Origin of the sequence: Massilia sp. UBA6681, assembly GCF_002454935.1 — a bacterium.
GTDB classification, from domain to species: Bacteria; Pseudomonadota; Gammaproteobacteria; order Burkholderiales; family Burkholderiaceae_D; genus Telluria; species Telluria varians.
This window is the reverse complement of record NZ_DKJX01000010.1, coordinates 10,029-10,471: the sequence shown is the minus strand read 5'-3', so window position 1 is coordinate 10,471 and position 443 is coordinate 10,029. Positions and strand designations below refer to the sequence as shown.

Annotated in this window: 1 pseudogene; it reads left to right on the top strand. The window is 73.8% G+C overall.

Annotated elements, in window-relative coordinates:
* Positions 1–443 (top strand): annotated as a pseudogene (locus tag B2R83_RS01565) (hypothetical protein); the annotation flags it as partial.

Genomic DNA, 443 nt, shown 5'->3' with positions numbered 1-443 from the left:
CGTGCTGCTCGGCGCGGGCCTGCCGCTCTGCTTGCTGCTGCTGGACGGCGTGGCGCGCGGCACGCTGTCGCGCGTGGCGACCGAATGGCTGCTGTTCGCGCTGGCGCTCGGGGCCCTGGCCGGGCTGGTGCTGCAGGTCGCCTTCGGCAACGAGACCGGCGTGTTCGAGGTGCAGCCGGTCGAATTCGCCAAGCTGGCCCTGGCCGCCCTGAGCGCCCATTGCCTGGCGCTGGCAACCGGGGCGGGGAGCGAAGTTCGCGGCTGGCGCGCCTGGCTGCGCATGCTGGCGCCGATCCTGCTGTTCGTGCTGCTCGTGGCGGTGGCGCTGGTCCAGGTGGACGACTATTCTCCGCTGATCCTGCTGCTGGTGTGGGGGGCGGTGAGCTTCCTGGCCTGGTGCCTCGCCACCGGCCGCCGGCTGCAGGCCGCGCTCGCGGGCGGCC